The following is a 22,371-nucleotide window of genomic DNA, read 5'->3' on the forward strand; positions in this document are numbered from 1 at the left end:
CGAAAACGTCGTTCCATTACTCAATTGGTACGGTTGGAGTACAGTATCACTACTAAGTCTATGCTAAGCGGGAGCCACATCCCAGTGTGACAAGGGCTTTCAGGCGAGCGGGCACGGAAATGAAAAAGCCCCCCGGCATAGCGGAGGGCTTGTGAATTATGTGCGGAATCGCGGATCAGCGGAGGCGGTCCAGCGATTTGATGAGCTTTTCGTCTTTGTAGATGCCGCGTGCCGCCAAAAAGAGGCAAACGATCATCACCACGGGCAGGAAGGCGGGTATGAGATATGAACCACGGATGCTTACGGCCCCGCCGGCACTCAATTTCTGCGCGCTGTCCTGGATTTTCAGGTAGATCAGGGCCATGATGCCTACGGAAAGCAGCAGGTTCACGACCGTGAGGCGGAACTGCAGTTTGCGGTTTTTATAAAGAAAGATACAACCCACCGACAACAGGATGCTGATGATCAACACGATGAAAACCATGTAGTTGGACGTAGCGTTAAACGTGTCCGTCCCGGCAACGGTGCCTTGCGTGAAGGTGGCTTTCCAGAGATCGAAGCGGGCGACGGCGATGCCGGCGATGGCCGCGAGGAGCAAATAAAGGCTCTGAATGCGTTGTATCATATTAATTGCGAATGTTTAACGGGGTAAAAGTAAGCATTTTTAACTTACAATGGGGAGGTGTTTCGGGCCCGTTCGGCCCGAAGTCCGTATATTGCAGCCCCAATTCAATCTTTTTATGGCCAAGAAACTGAACAAGCAGGACGCGCTCGATTACCATGCAAAAGGGCGCCCCGGCAAAATCGAAGTCATCCCGACCAAAGACACCAAGACACAGTGGGATCTTTCGCTGGCCTACTCCCCCGGCGTGGCGGAGCCCTGCAAAGAGATCGCGAGAGACGTGGAGAATGTGTACAAATACACCGCAAAAGGCAACCTCGTAGCCGTTATCAGCAACGGAACGGCCGTACTCGGCCTGGGCGACATCGGTCCCGAAGCCGGCAAACCCGTCATGGAAGGTAAAGGCGTACTGTTCAAAATTTTCGCAGACATCGATGTGTTCGATATAGAACTGAATACGAAAGACGTAGACGAATTCGTGCGCGTGGTGAAAGCCATGGAGCCCACTTTCGGTGGCATCAACCTGGAAGACATCAAAAGCCCCGAGTGCTTCGCGATCGAAGACCGCCTGAAAAAGGAGCTCAAGATCCCCGTGATGCACGACGACCAGCACGGCACCGCCATCATCTCCAGCGCCGCCCTGCTCAATGCACTGGAACTGGTCAAAAAGAAAATCGATAAAGTAAAGATCGTGGTGAACGGCGCCGGCGCCGCCGCCATGGCCTGCGTAAGGCTCTACGCTTCCCTGGGCGCGAAGCCCGAGAACTTCATCATGTTCGATAAAGATGGTGTCCTCAATAAACAGCGCACCGACCTCGACGAGATGAAACAGGTCTTCGCCACCAGCGCCAGGGTAACTAACCTCACAGAAGCGCTCAAAGGCGCGGATGTGTTCGTTGGGCTGAGCATCGGCAACGTGGTGACGGAAGACATGGTGAAGAGCATGGCCAAGAATCCCATCGTATTCGCCATGGCCAATCCCGATCCGGAGATTTCTTACGAGGCGGCCACCGCCGCGCGGAAAGACGTGATCATGGCTACGGGCCGGTCCGACTATCCCAACCAGGTGAACAACGTACTGGGGTTCCCTTACATCTTCCGCGGCGCGCTCGACGTGCGCGCCACTCAGATCAACGAAGCCATGAAACTGGCCGCGGTGCACGCTTTGGCGGATCTTGCCAAATCGCCCGTTCCGGATATCGTGAACCTCGCCTATAACGAGCGCAATATCGTTTTCGGCCCCCATTACATCATTCCCAAACCCCTGGACCCGCGCCTGCTCAGCACCGTAGCGCCCGCCGTGGCGAAAGCGGCGATGGAAAGCGGCGTTGCCACGGCCCCTATTACGGATTGGGAAGCGTACGAAGCGGAGCTGAACAACCGTCTCGGCCTCGACAACCAGCTGTTCCGCGTGATTGGTTCCAAGGCCCGGAAAGACCCGCGCCGCGTGGTATTCGCGGAGGCGGACAACCTGAAGATCCTCAAGGCTGCGCAGGTGGTGGCCGAAGAAAGTATCGCCATTCCTATTTTGCTGGGTAGTGAAAAGCGCATCCGGCAGATGATGGAAGAAAACTCTATCGAGATCGACGATGTGATCATCATCGATCCCAAGAGCGACGAAATGGCCGACAAGCGCCATCATTTCGGGGAGTTGTTTTTCCGGAAGCGCCAGCGAAAAGGGCTCAACCTGTACGAAGCCAAGAAGATCATGCGCGAGCGCAACTATTTTGGTTGCATGATGGTGGAAACCGGCGAGGCGGATGCGCTCATCTCCGGCCTTACCCGCAAATATCCCGATACGATCCGCCCGGCCCTGCAGGTGATCGGTATGGAGGACGGCGCCAAGCGCGTGGCGGGGATGTACATCATCCAAACCAAGCGTGGACCGCTCTTTTTGGCGGATACCACGGTGAACCTCAATCCCACGGCCGAAGAGCTGGCAGAGATCACGCTCATGGTTGCGAAGGAAGTGAAGCAATTCAACATGACGCCGCGCATCGCGATGGTATCTTACTCCAACTTCGGTTCGAGCCAGACGCCGGAGGCGCAGCTGATGAGCCGGGCCCGTGAGATCGTCAAGCAGAAAGACCCCACGCTTACCGTAGACGGTGAGATCCAGGCGGCGATGGCTTTCAACAAACCGGTATTGAAGGAAAACTACCCCTTCTCCGAACTGATCGGTGAAGACGTGAATACGCTCATCTTCCCCAACCTGGCGGCAGGCAACGTGGCGTACAACCTCCTGCAGGGCGTTGCCGGCTTCGACGCCATCGGCCCGATCCTGCTGGGTATGAAGAAACCCGTGCATATCCTGCAGCTGGGCTCAACGGTAAGGCAGATCGTGAATATGGTGCTGATCGCAGTGGTGGATGCGCAGACAAAATGTTGTAAAGTGGCCGAGGCAAACGGCAAGAAAAAATAGCGAGGAAAAGCGGGCCGCACAGCCCGCTTTTTTATTTATATTTCGAAGAACCGGCTATCCCTCCGGTAAACAAGTGTATGAAAACTTTAACCCTTTCCCTGTTCCTGCTGGTATTGTCAGCCGCTGTGTCCGGTCAATCCGGTTCTTCAAAAACATCCCCGGCGATTACAAAAAATATGCAGGCGTTCCTCGAAGCCACTACGTTAGACGGTGCCGCCGATTCGTTGTACAACCAGATGGTTACAGCATTTATGCGGCAATCGCCGCCTCCCGGCAAGCGGTTTTTAAAACGACTGAAGAAGAAGGTCAGCCAGGAGGAGGTGGTGAAAATCATGGCGCCCATACTGGCCAATCACTTTTCGGATGAGCGTTTGGGTGACCTGGCCCGTTCCATCCGGGCGAAAGAACAGCCGGAATACTCCGAAGAAATGGAGGCTTTTTTGTTGGAATCGGGGCCTGTCATGGCGAAATGGGCGATTGAACTGTTCGACAGCATGAAAGAGGAATACCTGCGGAAGCAGAAGTCGCGGTAGGGAAATATTGCAGTCTGCAACGACTTTCCTTAACTTGCACAACTCCGGAACATCCGGAATGGTTGTTATGAAGAAATTATTGTTCACATGGCTGTTGGCTGCCGCGGTTACGGGCGCTTCGGCGCAGGAGTCTGCCAAAACGATCAAGATCCGTGTGCTGTTGAGCCTGAACGGGGCTTCGCGGGTGGGTATGAATACCGTGAAGCAGATGCTGGCGCAATACCAGAAAGCGTACCCTTCTGTGGATACCGCGGTATGGAAGCGGATCGCGGGGTACTACAACGAAAAAGACCTGGCCAACCTGCTGGTTCCCATTTACGAACGCTATTTTTCGGAAAAGGATGTGGACGGCATGATTGCTTTTTACAAATCCGAGGCGGGAAAGAAGATGGTGGAAATGATGCCGCACATCACCGCGGAATCGCAGGCCGCGGGTAAGGTTTGGGGGGAAGATATCGCGGCGAAAATCCGGAAAGACATTGAAGGCGCCCTGAAATAATCCCCGAAACCGGATAATTCGTAATTTCCGGCATGCAATCCATCTCCCGCAAGAAGATATTTTTCCCGCTCAACCCCGCTTTCCGGAATTACCTGAAGCTGTACGAGCGGGAAATCAAACTGCCGGTGACGTACGAAGAATTGAAGTATTACGATTACGGCATCCCGGTATACGACAAGGAAGGCAAAGACACGCTCTGGGAGTCGGTCCTTTACCCCCAAAGCATGACCCCGGGCTTACACGCGGGCCTCAAGCGCATTTATTCCATCCTGAAAGCCGGCGGCGACCAGGCGGCCGAAGAGCATCTGCACATCGAGCGGATCGATTACTGTACGTTCGGCAATTCCCACCCTTTTCGCATCAAGATCGTCAACAACTACAACGAGGTTTACGATTATTTCTATATCAAGATCGCCGACGCTTCACGGATATATGGCCTGGAGCTGGAACATATCCTGTCGCCCTACTGGATGAACTTTCTCGTAGACGGCAACACGCTGGTGGAGGAGCACATCGCCGGGGTGCCCGGCGATCAGTTCGCCAAATCCTGGCTGGACCGGCCGGAATTCAACCCGAAGCGTATCGCCAAGGAGTTCGTGAAGTTCAACGAGCGGTGTTTCGTGCGGTTGCTGGGGGATATGCGGTCGTATAATTTCATTTTCGACATCACCCCCGATTTCGACGACGTGCAGTTCCGCATCCGGGCGATCGACTTCGACCAGCAGTTTTACGAAGGGAAGAAGACGCTGTACATGCCGCAATTCTTCAAGGAGAACCGCGTGTTCGTGGAGCTGGCGATGAAGCATCTCAATGCGGAGGTGGTAAAGCAATACCAGCAGGAGGAGCGCTCGCTCATTGCGCGGAGGATGAAGGTGCAGCGGCACCGGATCAAGGACCTGCGGGATGTGATCATGACCGACCGGGTGTCTTTCCCCGGGAAAATCAAACAATTGGGGGAAGAGCTGGCGGAGCATTACCACGACCAGGTATTTGCCCGGTGCAACACCATGGGCGAAATTATCGAGCGGAGCCTGAAGCGGCTGCTGGTGGGTAGTTTGCGATAAAGGGGCGAAACAATTCATTTTCCCAGTATCTTTGACAAGTTATGGAGTTCAGGTTTTTTTATCATTTCGGCAGGTTTTTGCTGATGTTGAAAGGGATGTTCTCCCGCCCGGAGAACATGAGGATGTACTGGAAGGAGTTTATGAAACAGTGTGTGGACATCGGGATCGGTTCCCTGGGCATCGTAGTGATCATCTCCACCTTCCTCGGCGCCGTTACGACGGTGCAAACGGCTTACCAGCTGGTAAGCGGGTTCATTCCCAAATCTACCATCGCGATGGTCGTGCGCGACACGATGATCATCGAGCTGGCGCCGACGATGATTTGTATCGTACTGGGCGGCGTGGTAGGTTCCAAGATCGCGTCGGAGCTGGGGAACATGCGCATTTCCGAGCAGATCGACGCGCAGGAGATCATGGGCATCAATACCAGGGCATACCTGATCGGCCCTAAAATCCTGGCGGCTTTGCTGACGATCCCCGCGCTGGTGGTGATCGCGGCGTTCCTGGGCATCTTCGGCGGGCTGGAAGCGGGCAAGCTGAGCGGCATCCTGTCGCACGAGCAGTTCATGGAAGGGCTGCGCAGCTCGTTCGACGGGTACAACGTATTCTTCGCCCTGAGCAAATCTTACACTTACGCCTTCATTATATCGAGCATACCGGCTTATTACGGTTACCATGTGCAGGGGGGCGCCCTCGAAATCGGGAAAGCCAGCACCACCGCGGTAGTAGTAAGCTGCGTGATGATCTTATTTGCCGACTATGCCCTGGCGGCCATGCTGCTGTAACCCTCAAACAGAGAAGAACGATCTATGATAGAACTGAAAAATATCCGCAAAAGCTTTGGAGAAAAGGAGATCCTGAAAGATGTGTCCGCCACCATGGAGGCCGGTAAAACGAACCTCATCATCGGCGCCAGCGGCAGCGGAAAAACGGTGCTCATGAAGTGCATGGTGGGGCTCATGCCCGTGGATAGCGGACAGGTGCTGTACAACGGGGAAGACTTCACCGCCATGGACGACAAGGAAAAGAAGCCCATCCGCCAGGCCATCGGCATGCTGTTCCAGGGCTCGGCGCTCTTCGATTCCATGACCGTGGAGCAGAACGTGATGTTCCCGCTGGATATGTTTGGCAATATGAGCTACAAGGAGAAACGCAAGCGGATGCAGGAATGCCTCGACCGGGTGGAGCTCAAGGATGCGAATAAAAAGTTCCCCGCCGAGATCAGCGGCGGGATGAAGAAACGGGTGGGCATTGCCCGGGCCATCGTGCTCAACCCCAAATACCTGTTCGTGGACGAGCCCAACTCCGGCCTCGACCCGCAGACCTCCCTCGTGATCGACAAACTCATCAAAGACATTACCATCGATTACAACATCACCACCGTGGTGAATACCCATGATATGAACACCGTAATGGAAAGCGGGGACCATATTATCTATATGCACCAGGGCCAGAAACAGTGGGAAGGCAGCAATGAGGACATCATTTTCAGTGAAGACAAGCTGCTGAACGACTTTATTTTCGCTTCGGAGTTCTTCCAGGACATCAAGGAAATGCGGAAAATGGAGATGTTCCGGGATAAGAAATGGCGGCAAAAGGGGGGAGAAGGCAGTAACAAATAGTTAATATTCCTCAACTAAGGCGGCTTTCCTTTTCTTTTTAGCCATTATCCGTTATTTTTGCCCCACCTTATCTAAAAAATAATTAAATCAGACGCGATGAGTGTTTTAGTTAATAAGAACAGCAAAGTGATCGTGCAGGGATTTACCGGTACTGAAGGTACTTTCCACGCCACACAAATGATCGAGTACGGCACCAACGTGGTAGGTGGCGTAACGCCGGGTAAAGGCGGCAACTCCCACCTGGAGCGCCCCGTGTTCAATACCGTGGCAGACGCGGTAAAGGCGACGGGAGCGGATGTATCCATCATCTTCGTTCCGCCGGCATTCGCGGCAGACGCGATCATGGAAGCTGCTGACGCGGGCATCGGCCTGGTAGTGTGCATCAGCGAAGGTATTCCCGTTCAGGACATGGTGAAAGCCAAAAACTACCTCAAAGCGCACAATACCCGCCTGATCGGTCCCAACTGCCCTGGCGTTATTTCCGCTGACGAAGCCAAAGTAGGCATCATGCCCGGCTTCATCTTCAAGAAAGGTAAAATCGGTATCGTGTCCAAATCCGGCACGCTGACCTACGAAGCAGCCGACCAGGTGGTAAAAGCCGGTCTGGGTGTTTCCACCGCCATCGGTATCGGCGGCGACCCGATCATCGGCACCACCACCCGCGAAGCGGTGGAACTGCTGATGAACGACCCCGAAACGGAAGCCATCATCATGATCGGTGAAATCGGCGGTTCCATGGAAGCGGAAGCCGCTGAGTGGATCAAAGCCAATCCCCATAAACCCGTTGTAGGCTTCATCGCCGGCCAGACAGCGCCTCCGGGCCGCCGTATGGGCCACGCCGGTGCCATCATCGGTGGTGCGGACGATACAGCAGCCGCTAAAATGAAGATCATGCGCGCCTGCGGCGTTCATGTGGTAGACAGCCCCGCAGACATCGGCAAACGCATGGCCGAAGTGCTGAAAGGCGTTCCTGCCTGATCAACCCGGTAATATTTACCCTTTATACATCCCCGTTGCACACCGTGACGGGGATTTTTTTGCCCTTACCTTTGCTGCGGAATTTTATGGAGACAGTCGATTACATACTCGTAGGCCAGGGCGTGGCCGGTACCCTGCTGGGCTGGGAAATGCAGCAGGCGGGGCTGAAAATAACCGTGTTCGACGACGGGCGGGCGGATGCCGCGTCACGCCTGGCGGCGGGGATCATCAACCCGGTATCGGGCAGGTTATTCGAGGTGTCGTGGTTATACGATACCATTTACCCGCTGGCGAAAGCCACCTATCACGCCATGGAAGCGGTATTGGGCGTGCCGGTGTTCACGGACAGGGATATCTGGAACGTATGGGCCACCGCGCAGATGCGCAACGCATTTGCCGCGCATCCTACTCCCTACAGCGTTTTCCCCGAGGGCGACAGGTATGCTGGCCTGCTGGAAGCGCCTTTTGGCGCGGGGATCGTTAAAGGCGCCAATGTGGACCTGGCAACATTGCTGCCGGCCTGGGCATCACATATCGGGGCGCGGCGGGAGACTTTTGATATGACGGCGCTCGAATTAAAGGATAAAGGCGTTGTGTACAAAGGCTTGCAGGCGAAAGCAGTGATCTTCTGCGAAGGGGCCGCTTCCCCGCAAAATCCCTGGTTCGGGAAATTGAAATTCCATCCCAACAAAGGCGAAGCCCTCATCATCCGCCTCCCTTTCGAAACAACGGATATCATCAAAAAGGGCGTTACGCTCGTTCCCCTCGGCAACAAAACCTACTGGGCCGGCGCCACGTTCGCCTGGGATTATACCGATATCAGCCCGACAGCTGCCGCCCGTGCGCATATCGAATCACAGCTGCGGCAACTGTTGCTGGCCCCGTTTGAAGTGACCGGCCACCGGGCGGCTGTAAGGCCCGCCGGTCCCGACCGGCGACCCATGGCAGGGCTGCACCCGCATGACCCGCGGCTGGGGATATTCAACGGGATGGGATCAAAAGGTTGTTCCTTAGCGCCCTGGGCAGCGAGGAAGTTTGTAGGGAATCTCATCAGCGGGGAAGCCATCCCGCCGGAAATTGACATAAATCGGTTTTTTAGAGCCTTGCGGTAGCATTTCCCGCGGGCTTTCTTATCTTTGACCTCCTTATTAAAAGAACAGCAAACAATGTACAGATCGCATACTTGTGGAGAATTGCGCATGGAGCATGTGGGCCAGCCGGTGACCCTGGCCGGATGGGTTCAGACCGTCCGTAAGTTTGGCAGCATCACTTTCGTGGACCTCCGCGACCGTTACGGCATTACGCAGCTCCTGCTCGGCGAATCGCTCAATGCACAGCTCGACCAGCAGCCCATCGGCCGGGAATTCGTGATCCAGGTGAAAGGCACCGCTACCGAGCGTACCAATAAAAACCCAAATATCCCCACCGGAGATATCGAAATCACCGTTTCGGAATTCAGCATCCTCAACGGTTCCAAAACGCCTCCCTTCACCATCCAGGATGATACCGACGGTGGAGACGAGCTGCGCATGAAATACCGTTACCTCGATCTGCGCCGCAACATCGTTAAACAAAACCTCACGCTCCGCTACCGTGTAAACCGCGCCGCCAGGAACTTCCTCGACAGCCGCGGGTTCATGGAAGTGGAAACGCCATACCTCATCAAATCCACGCCGGAAGGCGCGCGCGACTTCGTAGTGCCCAGCCGTATGAACCCTAACCAGTTCTACGCCCTGCCGCAGTCGCCCCAGACCTTCAAGCAACTGCTCATGGTGAGCGGGTACGACCGGTACTACCAGATCGTGAAGTGCTTCCGCGACGAAGACCTCCGCGCCGACCGTCAACCCGAATTCACACAGATCGACTGCGAGATGAGCTTCGTGGACCAGGAAGACGTGCTGAACAATTTCGAGGAGATGACCAAACACATCTTCCGCGAAATCAAAGGCCTCGAATTCAACGAACCCTTCCCCCGCATGACCTGGGACGATGCCATGAAATACTATGGTAACGACAAACCGGACATCCGTTTCGAAATGAAACTGGTCGACCTCGGCGAACCCGGACGCGGCAACAGCTTCAAAGTGTTCGACGATGCGGAACTGATCGTGGGCATCAATGTGAGCGGTTGCTCCGAGTACACCCGCAAGCAGCTCGATGAGCTGACCGAATGGGTGAAGCGCCCGCAGATCGGGATGAACGGCCTCGTTTACATCAAGTACAATACAGACGGTTCCCTGAAATCGTCTGTCGATAAGTTCTTCAACGAAAAAGGCCTGCAGCTGTTTGCAGACCAGTGCCAGAGCCAGCCGGGCGACCTTATACTTATCCTCGCGGGCAAGGAAGAGCGCACGCGCAAGGCGATGAGCGAACTGCGCCTGGAAATGGGCGAGCGCCTCGGCCTTCGCAACAAGGACGTGTACAAGCCGCTTTGGGTGATCGACTTCCCGTTGTTCGAATACGCGGAGGAAGAGAACCGCTGGGTAGCACGGCACCATCCGTTTACGGCGCCGAAACCGGAGCATATCCACCTGATGGACGACCTGTCGCAGTACGCGAAGATCAAGGCCAACGCTTACGACATCGTGCTGAACGGCACGGAGATCGGCGGCGGGTCCATCCGTATCTTCCAGCGCGATCTGCAGGAGAAGATGTTTGCTGCGCTGGGAATGACGAAGGAAGAGGCGGACCACAAGTTCGGGTTCCTGCTGGGCGCGTTCGAATACGGGGCGCCTCCGCACGGGGGGATCGCTTTCGGGTTCGACCGTTTCTGCTCCCTGCTGGGCGGCAGCGAAACCATCCGTGACTTCATCGCCTTCCCGAAAAACAACTCGGGCCGCGACGTGATGCTGGACGCGCCTTCTTCGATCGACCAGGTGCAGCTGGATGAGCTGGCCCTTTCGCTCGTGAAAAAATAATCTTTTCGAAACGACATTTACCTAATGAAAGCCATATCCATGCAGGGTATGGCTTCTCTTTTCAGCATACAGAAAATGGAAACGACAATTCAAACCATCGCCGCCATACAACAACTGGATCTCCGCGACCAGGGGATTTTCCAGTTGAAAATCAACTTTGAAGACGAAACGATCGCGCTGACGCTCGCCGTGTATGACGAGCAGTCGGACGAAGACCGCCTGTATCCTTTTGTGTTCGACCAAACGGCTGATTTACAGTTGGATATGGATCTGAGGGCATTTTATAACATGCAGATCGAGACCTGCGAGGTGATCCTGCTGGATGATGGCCGTTACTGGCTGAAGATGGTGGTGTACCAGGGGCATGGCCTCCGTACGGGCCATTTGAATTTCACGTTCGCGGATTGTGCGCAGGACGAGAATTAACATGACAGGCAAAGATGTTTGCGTATAGCGGTTAATATGGTATTATAAGAATGATGAATTAGAACATATTAACATATAACTTACATTTTATCTTTTGGAATGGCGTAAATTTGCGGGGTGATAAAGAACCGGTGCAGATTGGATGATCTAAATAGTTCGCATGTTTTTATCCAAAAGAAAACTGCTGCTGGGAGGAATGCTGATAGGCAGTTTATCCGTTTCGGCGCAGAAAACCCCTCAAAAGTACCTCGAGAAATTTAGCCCCGTTGCAGTTAGCCTCTCCCAGGAAACCGGTGTTCCGGCAAGTGTCATCCTCGGCATCGCCATGCTGGAATCAGGAAGCGGCACGAGCAAGAATGCCCGTTTGCTCAGGAATCACTTCGGAATCGTCGGGAAGAATAACCTGGCGAAGCGCGGTTTTACTTACCGCAGCATGTACCGCGAATACACGACAGACACAGCGTCTTACCGCCATTTCACCAAAGTGGTGATGAAAAAGAAATGGTTTACTTCCATGAAAGGTAACGACGATTATGAGCAATGGCTCAACAAGCTCATCCGTTCCGGGTATTCCACCGCGGGGCAGGTATGGGTGAGCCGGGTGCGGTCGATGATTAAAAAATATAAATTATACGAGCTGGATGATGCAATGAAGCTGGCCAAATATTAGATTTGCGACAGATAGCGGCGGTACGCCCGCCTGTTTCGAATATGCCGACTTATGTCTTCCGGAAATAAACATCCCTATCCGCTTCTCATTACCCTGGGCGCAATCGCAGGCCTGGCCGCGATTTCGCTAGGTAAGCCCGTTGTAACTGCAGGCCATCATACCCTCCGCCCGATGGATATTTTTGCGGACCTGCGTACGCCCGCTCCCGTTATGGAGCCGGTGGCGGATATTGCATTGCCCGCCGTGGCGGATTCGGCCGGCGGCCTGGATTCCCTGCAGCGCAGCCCCCTCCCGCCAAGGGACTATCTCACTTACCAGGGGATTCTCGATTACGGCTACACGACGGGCCCCTCCGGCTCCGGGTTGCACCACTTCATGGAAGCGCTCCGCGAGCTGCGGACCGGCTCCCGCAAGAAAGTACGCATCGCCTATTTCGGGGATTCCATGATCGAGGGCGACCTCATCACCATGGACCTCCGCGACAGCCTGCAGTCCTTCTTCGGCGGCGAAGGCGTCGGCTTCGTGCCCGCCACTTCCGTGGTATCCGGCTTCCGGACCACCATCGCCCACAGCTTTTCTCCCAACTGGACCGATTATCATTTCAAAAATACCCCGCCGGCAGGCGTGGAGCTCGGTATTTCAGGGCATGCCTTCGTGCCCTCGCCGGAAAGCTGGGTACGCTTCTCGCCCGTTAAACGCCAGCGGCTGGATGAGTTCGGGGAAGTCAGCATCCTGTACGGGAAAGGCTCCGGGAAAGTGCGCATTAACGACCGGCCGGCGGACCTGCAGGGCATCGGTAAACTTAATTCCTATTCATTCTATACGGATTCGGCTACACGCTCGCTTACTTTCAAATTCCCCGGCGACCAGCCGCTGCCGCTGTACGGCGTGTGCTTCGAAAGCCGCGAAGGGATCTTCCTCGATAACTATTCTTTCCGCGGCATCAGCGGCGTCGAGCTGGGCAAGCTCAGCAGCGACATGTGGAAACAGGTGCAGTCTGTCCGCCCATACGACCTGATCGTGCTGCATTACGGCGCCAATGTGCTCTTCATGCCCGAGAACACGCGGTTCGACTGGTACGAGCGGCCCATGGAGAAAGTGGTGGATTCGCTACGGCGGTACTTCCCGCAGTCGAGTTTCCTGATTGTGGGCACGGCGGATAAAGCTTACCGCAAAAATGGCCGTTATGTGACGGCGCCGGGCGTGAAGGCATTGCTGAAAGTGCAGCATGAATTTGCGGAAGAGAAAGGCCTGGCGTACTGGAACCTGTATTCCGCCATGGGCGGCGACGGGGCGATGGCGCGCTGGGTGGAAGGCGAGCAGGCGCTGGCGAATAAAGATTACACACATTTCAATTTCCGCGGGGCTTCCAAGGTGGGCGCCCTGTTGTATAAAGCGATCATGGATGAATACAGGCAGGAGGCTATGTAGGCGGTTGGTCGCGGCGATGCTGCTGGCCGGCAGCTGGATGGGCGCTTCCGCACAGAAGTTGCTCCATGACACTGGGCTGTACCCCTTGTACGAAAAGCTCGATGCAGACTCACAGAAAGTTTCAATTCTTCATATCGGCGACTCCCACGTGCAGGCCGGCTTTTACCCCGACGCGGTGCGGAAGCAACTGCAGGACAGGTTTGGATATGCGGGCAGAGGGTTTGTATTCCCTTACAAACTCGGCGGTACGAACGCGCCGGCCGGTTACAGCTGGAGCAGTCCGCAACGCTGGAACGGCGAACGGATGGTGGACAGGCATATCAGCGAGTGGCCGGGGATGGGGGGCATGATGCTCTCGCGCGATAAAACCGCCGCGAGCATTACGTATAAATCCGACAGCACGTTCGGAAAGCTGACGTTCTGGTTCAAAGGTCCTGATTTTCCTGAAGTTGAGCATGGCAGCGTGTATGATGGCGGGAAGGATTTGCCTGCACGGAGGGGCGTGTACCTGGCCGACAGCGGGGTAACTTCCGTCACGTTGCGGTTCCCGTCTATCTGGCGGTTTTATGGCGGCATGGAAGAGCGCGGGGACAAAGGGATTTTATATAACGCCATCGGCATCAACGGTGCGCAGCTGATGCATTATAACCAGCTGTACGGCATGGAGGATGGCCTTCCGGTTTACCTGGCGGAAGAATTCGCGCCTGACCTGGTGATCGTGTCATTGGGCACCAACGAAGCATTCGGCGCCGTTTCGGCGGAACAGCTGAAGTCGGAAATGAGGAAGGCCGTGCAGGATTTGCAGCAGGGGCCGGGTGATCCGGTTTTCATTTTCACCACACCGCCTTCCGGGATGATGAAGAAGCGATCCATTCCTTACCGCCCGAAGGGCTCCAAAAAGACACGGTACCGTACGAAGTACGTAGCGGTGCCCCAGGCGGCGGTGCTCCGGCAGGCGATCATCGATTTCTGCCGGGAAGAGGGCCACGCCTGCTGGGACCTGTTCGGCGATATGCGCGGCGATGCAAGGTTCTCCCGCGCCTGGAGCCACGATCATGTACATTTCAATGCCTACGGATACCGGCTGCAGGGGGAATTGCTCGGCAAAGCCATCCTGAACGGATATCAACAATGGCAACAAACCATACGGAAAAACTGAACGGCGCATGTCTTTCGAAAACCTCTTATCCCTGTTGCTTTATAATGAAAAGTCGCCCATACTTTTCAACAGCGGGTTCTTTCTTTTCTTCCTCGCGGCTTTCCTGCTTTGCTACCAGCTGGTGCGCAACAGCGAACGGGGGCGGGTGGCCGTTTTCAGCGGCTTCAGCCTTTACTTCTTCTATCTCGCCTGCGGCGAATATGTATTACTGGTGATCATCGCCGCTATCGTGGATTTCTATCTCAGCAACCGCATCCACCGCGAAACCAGAGAGAATGTCCGGAAGGGACTGCTATGGTTCAGTGTGGTGATCAATATCGGGCTGCTGTTCTATTTCAAATACACCAACTTCTTCATCACCTGCATCAACGACCTGGCCGGCGGGAACATCCATCCCATCCAGGTGCTGCTGCCTATCGGTATTTCGTTCTACACCTTCGAAAACCTCAGCTACACGGTGGATGTGTACCGGCGCGAAATCAAGCCGGTGGACAAGTTCATGGATTACCTCTTCTTTCTGTCCTTTTTCCCGAAACTGATGATGGGGCCGATCGTGCGCGCGGCGGATTTCATTCCGCAAATCCGCAAACCGTATGTATTGAATGGCGAAGATGTGGGGAAAGGGATGTTTCTCATCATCAACGGGTTGTTCAAGAAGGTGGTGATCTCCGATTTCATTTACCAGCATTTCGTGCAATATATTTTCGATGATCCTTCGCGCCACACGGGTATTGAGTGCCTGCTGGGCGTGTACGGGTATGCGATGGTGATTTACTGTGACTTCTCGGGGTATTCGGATATGGCTATCGGGATTGCGCGGTGGACGGGTTTCGTGATCCCGCCAAACTTCGACAAGCCTTACCAGAGCAGTTCGATCACGGAATTCTGGCGGCGCTGGCATATCAGTTTGTCGAGCTGGCTGCGGGATTACGTGTACATCCCGCTGGGCGGCAACCGCAAAGGCACGATCCGGCAATATATCAACCTGATGCTGACGATGCTGATCGGCGGTTTCTGGCATGGCGCGAGCTGGAATTTCATCTTCTGGGGCGGTGTGCATGGCGGATCGCTGGCGGTGGATAAGTTATGGATCAGGTGGCAGAAAGGGGTGTCGTGGTTGAAGTCGGGCCCTGTGCGGGCGGGTGGAAGCTGGGAGGCGTGTTGTTTACGTTCCATCTCGTGTGTTTTTGCTGGGTGTTTTTCAAGATGGAGACGTTTGCGGGGGCCTGGGAGTTGCTGGGGCAGGTAACGGGTAATTTCCAGGGGCACCTGGTGTGGGAAGTGATGGCGGGTTACCCGCAGGTGATGTGGCTGATGGGGCTGGGATACCTGTTGCACTTTTTGCCATCGAAATGGGACGACAAACTGGCCGGGAGCTTTTCGAAACTGCATTGGGCAGGCGCGGCGGCGGTGATGGTTTTGTTTATATGGTTGTTGAACGAAGTGAAGACGCAGGAGCCGATGATGCCTATTTATTTGCAGTTTTAAGGGGATTTTGGTGTGTGGCGATCTAAAAATCAAACTATATGTGTCTTTTTTCTCATGCGTATGCACAAACGTGATAATAAACGAGTAACTTTGCGTCCTAACTTTTGTCATTCAAAGTAAAACTTATGCGCACTGTTACACTGAGGAGAGTCGTAATCACCGGGATGGGAGCCATCACGCCGATCGGTTTGGATGTAAATTCCTTCTGGGAAAGCCTGAAAGCCGGCAAGAGCGGCGCGGGCCCGATTACCCGGTTCGACACCACAGCATTCAAGACTAAATTTGCCTGTGAACTGAAGGGATTGGACATTGAGACATATATCGAAAAGAAGGAAGCGCGGAAAATGGATATGTTTACGCAGTATGCGATGATCGCTGCGACGCAGGCGATCGAGAACAGCGGCGTGAACCTGGAGACGGTGGACCGTAGCAGGTTTGGTGTGATCTGGGCATCGGGGAACGGCGGTATGCAGACCTTCGAGGACCAGATTGTGGAATTCGCACAGATGAATTTCGTACCGAAGTTCAACCCGTTCTTTATTCCCCGTTTGATTTCCGATATCGCTGCGGGCCAGATTGCGATCAAGTATGGCCTGATGGGTATCAACTATTGCACTGTTTCTGCCTGCGCATCTTCCAACAGTGCGCTGGTGGACGCGTTCAACTATATCCGCCTGGGTAAGGCAAACATGATTGTGGCCGGAGGTTCCGAGAGCCCTGTGACCCGAGCGGGTATTGCTGGCTTTAACGCGCTGAAGGCGTTGAGCACCCGGAACGAAGATCCGGAGCATGCTTCCCGTCCGTTCGACAAAGACCGGGATGGTTTTGTGATGGGTGAGGGTGCTGGCGCCATTATCCTGGAAGATTACGACCATGCGATTGCACGTGGGGCCACGATTTACGGTGAGATGGTGGGCGGCGCGATGAGCTGCGACGCTTATCACCTGACGGCCACGCATCCTGAGGGGGCCGGTGCGCAACTGGGCATGAAGGAAGCGCTGGATGATGCGGGATTGTCGCTGACGGATGTGGATTACATCAATGCGCATGCTACTTCCACGCCGCTGGGTGATGTAAGTGAGCTGAAAGCGATCCAGACGCTGTTTGGCGATCATGCGAAGAAGCTGAATATCAGTGCTACGAAATCGATGACGGGTCACCTGTTGGGTGCTGCCGGTGCGATTGAGGCGATTGCTTGTATTATGGCGGTGAGGGACAATATTGTTCCGCCGACGATCAATACGACGGAGTTGGGTGAGGATATCCCGCAGGGCCTGAACCTGACGTTGGGCAAGGCGCAGGAGCGTACGGTGAATGTGGCGTTGAGCAACACGTTTGGATTCGGCGGGCACAATGCCATTGCGGCTTTCGCGAAGTTCAAGGGTTAATTTTACTTACATTATTGACGATAAAAAGGGCGGAAATATAACTTCCGCCCTTTTAGTTTTTTACGCATTATCAAATCAAATATCTCCTTTCTCTTCTTCTTTTTGCTAAAAAATTTAGTAATTTTACACCCGTTAACCTTCTATCCCAAAACGATGTAGGCTTATTGATCACAACATTTTGATTTCCGAATGTAATGTCGGGCCATTGGTGGCCGGCATGAACGGCAGTGCCGGTGGTTGTTCCGGTAAACCCTGCGGGAATGGGCCTTTATGGCCTGGTGAGTCTGCGGAATGCGGCTCCTGAAATACCGGCGCAGGTACGGCAATGACGAAAGCGGTTGCTCCGGCCAGGCATGTCTTCGCCAATAAACGGGAATAACATGTTTGATGGAAAGCTGATGGTGGCGGGATGCGTTATCAAAAAGAAAATTAATCAAAGAGATGAAACATTGTAAAACCCTGTTAGTGCTGGTAGCAGCCACCATTGTTATGTTGACTTCGGGATGTTCCCGGCAGACGGTCCACCCGGTTCCGATCCGGTACAATTTCCTGGATCAGATACCGGATGCCGACCCCATGTTGCTCGACACGGATTTCGTGTCGGGCACCTTTCCGGTTCCAGGAGATACCCTGCCGGTGGCGGCTTCCGCGGTGATGAAGTATCATCCTGCGCCTATCCGTTACCGGTTTGCGGTACCAACTGTTCCGGATCATGATCCCATGTTGCAGGCAGCGGAAAGCGTTGCTGAAGCATTCATGCCTTTTGCAGGCCCGATAGCGGCGCGTAAAACCCCGGTGGGAAAGCAGTAAACCAACGGGCGCATCTTCGGATGCGCCCGCTCTTACCACTTGCCGCCACCACGGCAGTTCCATGTCATCGACACGGTGTAGAGGAGCGTTCCGTTGGGGCCGAAGTAACCGTCGGTCACGTCGTAAGCGTGGATCTTGTCGCCGGAGATGACGAAGTTGGAAAAGTCCACGGTGGAGAAGCGATATCCGCCGCCCCAGCTTTCGCTGTGGTTCGGGAGGTGTTTGGAGCCGATCTGGAGGAAGCCGAGGTATTCCAGCGTAAGCGGCAGCGTCCAGGCCGGGGAGTAATAGTTGCAATGCAGGAACCTGGCCTTCCCGGCGGGTTTCGACAGGTCGTAGGTGTACGAAACGTAGTTGTTGTCGTTGCCGAGCCTGGTTACATTGCCATGCTGGTCGCGGGTAACGTGCTCTTCGCTGGGAGGATTATCCCAGGCGTAGTTGGTCCACCCCGACAGTTGTTTGTGGTGGTAATGGTATTTCGTTTTATGAGGCGTCAGGCCGTTGGACGGCTCATCCGGTGCATAAAATGCGGAGGAATCGGGTTGGCCGCAATCGTTCAGCCACACGTCGGCAACCAGTTTGCCGGAAATGCTGTCGATGAATTTCAGTTGCCGGCCGTGATAGGTGATGAGGCAGTTCATGGGGCCGGTGAAGTGGGTGGGATGGCCTTTGAACCAGATGGGTTTCTGCTGTGCGTCGCGACGGACTTGCGCGTTGAAAGTGGGGCCGTTAACATACGGGAATCCGCGCCAATTGCTGACATGCATGGTCTGGAGCTGGCAGTCTGCGGCTTCGGGGCATTTGCCATGGCCGGGAATTGGGGACGGATGCTTTTTACATGCATCGAGGAATACGACAATGAGAAGCAGGGAACAAAGGGAATAGAAGGTCTGTTTCATGTTGTTGACTTTGGGTTAATGAAAAGATTGAAGAGAAGAGATGAGACGTTAAAACGAGCTGAGGATGGCGGGATAATGTGGGTAACCGCGGGCTATCGGCGGAATGGGGTATATCGTGTTTCATGTTGTTGACTTTTGGGTTGATGGCAAGATTGAAGGGGAAGAGATAACGTTAAACCTGGAGTTATAGGCTGAACAGGGATATCGTATTTCATTGTTGTTGACGCCGGGTTAATGAATGATTAAGGGGAAGCGATAAGATGTTGAACAAGCTTTGGAAAACGGGACAATTCAGGTAACCGCGGGCTATCGGCGAAATGTTTCATGTGTACAGTGGGATTGAAGCAATGAATAGGGTGTATTGGGTCAACAGGAGCACACGGGTTTGCCGGCAAGTAAATCTATCCTAATTTTCCCGCCTTTGCATGTGTGTTTAGATATATTTGATTTAACAATATTCGAAAACTTGTAATTGGAAATTATGGGTAATGCGTAAACGGCGGTCTTTCGGGAAAAAGGGGCTTCTGCGGCGGGGGGCTTTTTATTTTTCCATCCCTCGTTAAATGCGTAGTTTTATACCCTCAATTTGCGTTCGGGATCTAATATGGCAAAGCAAAAGCAAAAAACAACGGAACAACCGGCTCCAGCAGTGCAGGGAGATGAAATGATCGAAGTTTACGGCGCCAGGGAACATAACCTGAAAAACCTGGATATCCGTATTCCGAAGAACAGCCTGGTCGTTATTACGGGCATCAGCGGCAGCGGTAAATCATCGCTGGCGTTCGATACGATTTATGCGGAAGGGCAGCGCCGGTACATGGAAAGCTTCGGTGCCTACGCCCGCCAGTTTATCGGTGATATGGAAAGGCCTGACGTGGACAAGATCACGGGGCTTTCCCCGGTGATTTCCATCGAGCAGAAAACGACCAACAAGAACCCCCGCTCCACCGTGGGCACCATCACCGAAATTTACGACTTCCTCCGCCTGCTCTATGCCCGCGCGAGCGAAGCTTTCTCCTATAACACCGGCAAGCGCATGACCCGCTTTTCTGAAGAGGAAATCATGGCGCATATCTTTTCTCATTTCCCCAAAAAGAAACTCGTTATCCTCGCCCCGCTCGTCCGCGGCCGTAAAGGTCATTACCGCGAGCTCTTCGAACAGGTCCGCAAACAGGGCTTCGTGAAAGTGCGCGTAGATGGCGAAGTGATGGATCTGAAGGAAAGAATGCAGGTCGACCGCTACAAAATCCACGACATCGAACTGGTGATCGACCGCATCCAGGTGCAGGACGATGCCCGGGTCCGCATCAGCCAGAGCGTTCAGAAGGCGCTGCAGCTCGGTAAAGGCCTCATGTTTGTGATGGACCACGATACCAACAAGGTAAGCCAATACAGCCGGCAGCTGATGTGTGAAGACACGGGTATCTCCTACGAGGAGCCCTCGCCCAACACCTTCTCCTTCAACTCGCCCTATGGCGCCTGCCCCCGCTGCAAAGGCCTCGGCACCATTTACCAGATCAATATGGACGAAGTGCTGCCCGACCGCAGCAAATCCATCAGCGAAGGCGGCCTCGTACCCCTCGGCGAAGCGCGCGACACCTTCACGTTCAAACAGGTACAGCAACTCGCCAAAAAATATAAATTCTCCCTGACGGCCCCCATCGATAAAATCCCCGAAAAAGCCCTTAACGTGCTCCTTTTCGGCGATGAAAACGGCAAGCTGGAAGTGGATATGGATTTCGGGGATGAAGGCGCTACGGAAGCATACGCCACCGAATACGAGGGCGTGGTGAACATGGTGCGCCGCTATTTCAAAGATTCTACCTCCGATTACGTCCGCAACTGGGCCGAAGGTTTCATGCAGCTGTCGTCGTGCCCCGAGTGCAACGGCACCCGCCTGAAAAAGGAAAGCCTCATGTTCAAGGTAGACGGCAAAAATATCGCGGAGCTCGGTGAGCTTAACCTCGCCAGCCTGGCCGAATGGTTCAGCGATATCGAAAAGCGCCTCGACAACAAGCAGAACGTGATCGCCAAAGACGTGCTCAAGGAAATCCGCGAGCGCCTCGGCTTCCTGCTCGACGTAGGGCTTACCTACCTCACGCTCAGCCGTGCCACCCGCACCCTGTCCGGCGGCGAAAGCCAGCGCATCCGCCTGGCTACGCAGATCGGTTCCCAGCTGATGGGCATCACGTATATTCTCGACGAGCCCAGTATCGGGCTGCACCAGCGCGACAACATGCGCCTCATCGACGCGCTCCGCAACCTAAAGGAAATGGGGAACTCCGTGCTGGTGGTGGAACATGATAAAGACATCATGCTGCACGCGGATCACCTGATCGATATTGGTCCGGGTGCAGGTTTGCATGGCGGGCAGGTGGTTGCCCAGGGCACGCCAGCCGAAATGCTCAAACTCAAAACCGCGACCGCGGGCTACCTGAACGGGATTCATGAAATCCCCGTGCCGAAAGAGCGCCGCAAAGGCAACGGGAAGTTCCTGGAACTGAAAGGCGCCACGGGCAACAACCTCAAGAATGTAGGCCTGAAGCTGCCGCTTGGTACGTTCATTTGCGTAACAGGCGTTTCCGGCAGCGGCAAATCCACGCTTATCAACGAAACATTGTACCCGATCCTTTCCCGCCACGCCTACAACTCCAAAATGACGCCCATGCCATATAAAAGCGTAAAGGGGCTGGAGGAGCTGGACAAAGTGATCGAGATCGACCAGTCGCCCATCGGGCGCACGCCACGCAGCAACCCTGCCACGTATTGCGGGTTCTTCACGGAGATCAGGGCGCTCTTTGCCGCCGTGCCCGAAGCCAAGATCCGCGGGTACAACGCCGGCAGGTTCTCCTTCAACGTGAAAGGCGGGCGCTGCGATGTATGCGAAGGCGCCGGCGTGCGGGTCATCGAAATGAACTTCCTGCCCGACGTGTACGTACATTGCGAAAAATGCAATGGCCGCCGTTACAACCGCGAAACCCTCGAGATCCGATATAAAGGCAAATCCATCAGCGACGTGCTGGATATGACGGTGGAAGAAGCCGTAGAGTTCTTCCAGGCTGTGCCGTATCTTCACCGCAAGATCAAGACCCTGCAGGATGTGGGGCTTGGCTACATCACCCTCGGGCAATCGGCCGTAACCCTCTCCGGAGGCGAGGCCCAGCGCGTAAAGGTGGCTACGGAGCTGTCAAAAAAGGATACCGGCAAAACCATTTATATCCTCGACGAGCCCACTACAGGGCTTCATTTCCAGGATATCCAGCTGCTGCTCAATGTGTTGAATAAGCTGGTGGACCGCGGCAATACCGTGCTCGTGATCGAGCACAACCTGGATGTGGTGAAAGTTGCGGATTATGTGGTGGATCTCGGTCCCGAAGGCGGCGAAGGCGGCGGGCGTTCCGGCGCAGCGAGGCATCGAGGACTGAACGCCGCCAGCGGCGCA

The 22,371-nt window shown here is 54.7% G+C and carries 20 protein-coding genes; 18 read left to right on the forward strand and 2 right to left on the reverse strand.

The window, feature by feature from the left end; translation table 11 throughout:
- Positions 1 to 175: 175 nt before the first annotated feature.
- Positions 176 to 625: a DUF4293 domain-containing protein gene (locus tag Q0510_RS16545; protein ID WP_298714257.1), complete on the reverse strand. Its 450-nt coding sequence runs from the start codon at positions 623 to 625 to the stop codon at positions 176 to 178.
- A 115-nt stretch (positions 626 to 740) separates the two neighbouring features.
- Between Q0510_RS16545 and Q0510_RS16550 the strand changes: the two genes are divergently transcribed.
- The 17 genes from Q0510_RS16550 (at position 741) to Q0510_RS16630 (ending at position 18,030) form a co-directional block, all read left to right on the forward strand.
- Positions 741 to 3,044 (forward strand): NADP-dependent malic enzyme, encoded by a 2,304-nt coding sequence (locus tag Q0510_RS16550; protein WP_298714260.1) that lies wholly within the window; start codon positions 741 to 743, stop codon positions 3,042 to 3,044.
- Positions 3,045 to 3,121: 77 nt separating this feature from the next.
- Entirely contained in the window at positions 3,122 to 3,577 is a 456-nt protein-coding gene (locus Q0510_RS16555; protein WP_298714262.1) for a hypothetical protein, read from the forward strand.
- A gap of 67 nt (positions 3,578 to 3,644) precedes the next feature.
- Positions 3,645 to 4,076, forward strand: a complete 432-nt coding sequence (locus Q0510_RS16560) for a DUF2059 domain-containing protein (RefSeq protein WP_298714264.1) — start codon at positions 3,645 to 3,647, stop codon at positions 4,074 to 4,076.
- A gap of 32 nt (positions 4,077 to 4,108) precedes the next feature.
- Complete coding sequence (locus Q0510_RS16565) at positions 4,109 to 5,140, forward strand: hypothetical protein (protein ID WP_298714267.1); 1,032 nt, start codon at positions 4,109 to 4,111, stop codon at positions 5,138 to 5,140.
- A gap of 41 nt (positions 5,141 to 5,181) precedes the next feature.
- Positions 5,182 to 5,925 (forward strand): ABC transporter permease, encoded by a 744-nt coding sequence (locus tag Q0510_RS16570; protein ID WP_298714270.1) that lies wholly within the window; start codon positions 5,182 to 5,184, stop codon positions 5,923 to 5,925.
- A 24-nt stretch (positions 5,926 to 5,949) separates the two neighbouring features.
- The gene (locus Q0510_RS16575; protein ID WP_298714273.1) at positions 5,950 to 6,762 is read left to right on the forward strand and encodes an ATP-binding cassette domain-containing protein; all 813 of its coding nucleotides are present in this window, start codon (positions 5,950 to 5,952) and stop codon (positions 6,760 to 6,762) included.
- 96 nt (positions 6,763 to 6,858) lie between these two features.
- Positions 6,859 to 7,740: a succinate--CoA ligase subunit alpha gene (gene sucD / locus Q0510_RS16580; protein ID WP_298714276.1), complete on the forward strand. Its 882-nt coding sequence runs from the start codon at positions 6,859 to 6,861 to the stop codon at positions 7,738 to 7,740.
- A gap of 86 nt (positions 7,741 to 7,826) precedes the next feature.
- Entirely contained in the window at positions 7,827 to 8,852 is a 1,026-nt protein-coding gene (locus Q0510_RS16585; protein WP_298714279.1) for an FAD-dependent oxidoreductase, read from the forward strand.
- 54 nt (positions 8,853 to 8,906) lie between these two features.
- On the forward strand, positions 8,907 to 10,658 hold the full coding sequence (aspS, locus tag Q0510_RS16590; protein ID WP_298714282.1) for an aspartate--tRNA ligase: 1,752 nt from the start codon (positions 8,907 to 8,909) through the stop codon (positions 10,656 to 10,658).
- A gap of 24 nt (positions 10,659 to 10,682) precedes the next feature.
- The gene (locus Q0510_RS16595) at positions 10,683 to 11,084 is read left to right on the forward strand and encodes a hypothetical protein (protein WP_298714284.1); all 402 of its coding nucleotides are present in this window, start codon (positions 10,683 to 10,685) and stop codon (positions 11,082 to 11,084) included.
- A 160-nt stretch (positions 11,085 to 11,244) separates the two neighbouring features.
- A complete protein-coding gene (locus Q0510_RS16600; RefSeq protein WP_298714286.1) occupies positions 11,245 to 11,754 on the forward strand; it encodes a glucosaminidase domain-containing protein in 510 nt (169 codons plus the stop codon).
- A gap of 51 nt (positions 11,755 to 11,805) precedes the next feature.
- Positions 11,806 to 13,185, forward strand: coding sequence for a hypothetical protein (locus tag Q0510_RS16605; protein ID WP_298714289.1), 1,380 nt, complete (start codon positions 11,806 to 11,808; stop codon positions 13,183 to 13,185).
- Positions 13,160 to 14,344, forward strand: a complete 1,185-nt coding sequence (locus Q0510_RS16610) for a GDSL-type esterase/lipase family protein (protein ID WP_298714292.1) — start codon at positions 13,160 to 13,162, stop codon at positions 14,342 to 14,344. Before Q0510_RS16605 ends, Q0510_RS16610 begins: the two co-directional genes overlap by 26 nt.
- Before the next feature lie 7 nt (positions 14,345 to 14,351).
- Entirely contained in the window at positions 14,352 to 15,593 is a 1,242-nt protein-coding gene (locus Q0510_RS16615; RefSeq protein WP_298714295.1) for an MBOAT family O-acyltransferase, read from the forward strand.
- On the forward strand, positions 15,551 to 15,832 hold the full coding sequence (locus tag Q0510_RS16620; RefSeq protein ID WP_298714298.1) for a hypothetical protein: 282 nt from the start codon (positions 15,551 to 15,553) through the stop codon (positions 15,830 to 15,832). Before Q0510_RS16615 ends, Q0510_RS16620 begins: the two co-directional genes overlap by 43 nt.
- Before the next feature lie 125 nt (positions 15,833 to 15,957).
- On the forward strand, positions 15,958 to 17,220 hold the full coding sequence (fabF, locus tag Q0510_RS16625) for a beta-ketoacyl-ACP synthase II (RefSeq protein WP_298714301.1): 1,263 nt from the start codon (positions 15,958 to 15,960) through the stop codon (positions 17,218 to 17,220).
- 441 nt (positions 17,221 to 17,661) lie between these two features.
- Positions 17,662 to 18,030 (forward strand): hypothetical protein, encoded by a 369-nt coding sequence (locus Q0510_RS16630; RefSeq protein ID WP_298714304.1) that lies wholly within the window; start codon positions 17,662 to 17,664, stop codon positions 18,028 to 18,030.
- Between the two features lie 32 nt (positions 18,031 to 18,062).
- Here Q0510_RS16630 and Q0510_RS16635 read toward each other — a convergent pair whose 3' ends face one another.
- Positions 18,063 to 18,929 carry a hypothetical protein gene (locus tag Q0510_RS16635; protein WP_298714307.1) on the reverse strand — a complete coding sequence of 289 codons (867 nt, stop codon included), beginning with the start codon at positions 18,927 to 18,929 and terminating at the stop codon, positions 18,063 to 18,065.
- A 604-nt stretch (positions 18,930 to 19,533) separates the two neighbouring features.
- On the opposite strand from Q0510_RS16635, the gene uvrA reads away from it, so the two are divergent.
- Positions 19,534 to 22,371 (forward strand): excinuclease ABC subunit UvrA (gene uvrA / locus Q0510_RS16640; RefSeq protein ID WP_298714310.1); only part of this gene is annotated, 2,838 nt, incomplete at its 3' end.

Origin of the sequence: uncultured Chitinophaga sp., assembly GCF_937874145.1 — a bacterium.
In the GTDB taxonomy this organism is placed as follows: Bacteria; Bacteroidota; Bacteroidia; order Chitinophagales; family Chitinophagaceae; genus Chitinophaga.